General features: G+C 72.3%; 1 pseudogene. It reads right to left on the minus strand.

The window, feature by feature from the left end:
- Positions 1–514: pseudogene (locus DD1DGNOD_RS26270) on the minus strand (hypothetical protein); the annotation flags it as partial.
- Between the last annotated feature and the right edge of the window lie 60 nt (positions 515–574).

A 574-nucleotide genomic window follows, 5' to 3' on the forward strand; every position in this document is an offset into this window, starting at 1 on the left:
GCGCCCGCAGCACCGTGCCCACGTCGACCGACCCGGTCATGTGCAGCGATCGGGCCAGTACCACCTTGTCGAGGGTGCCGGCGCGTATCCGTTCCAACGCGGAGGCGACTCCGCGCAGGTAGATCTCTGGTTCCGGGACCGGCCGCGCCTGCCATCGGCCCTGGGCGTCGGGCATCGGCTGCCGGTCGTTCCGGCCGGACCGGCCGGAACGACCGATCGGACGAGGTGAACCGGCCGGAACGACCGGACGGGCCGGACCCAGCGGTCCGGACCAGCGGACGTCCGCCGGGACCATCAGCGCCGCCGGGGCCGCGCTGTCGAAGGGCAGCACACCGGTAACGAGTTCGGGCAGGTCACGGACGGGGGCGTTCGCCGCCCACGCCACGGAGATCTCGCTGCTCCCCCCGCCGGCGAGCAGCGTCGCACGCGGTGAAGCGAAGAAGAAGTGCTCGCCCGGACGGTAACCATCCAGAAGGTCAGTGGGTTCGGTGAGCAGGGCGGCCGCCGACAGCACGGTCTCCTCCGATGGTCGGCGTCCGATGGGCTACCGGACGGCGGGTGGGTTGGGTAGGGG

It is taken from the genome of Candidatus Protofrankia californiensis (genome assembly GCF_900634765.1).
GTDB classification, from domain to species: Bacteria; Actinomycetota; Actinomycetes; order Frankiales; family Frankiaceae; genus Protofrankia; species Protofrankia californiensis.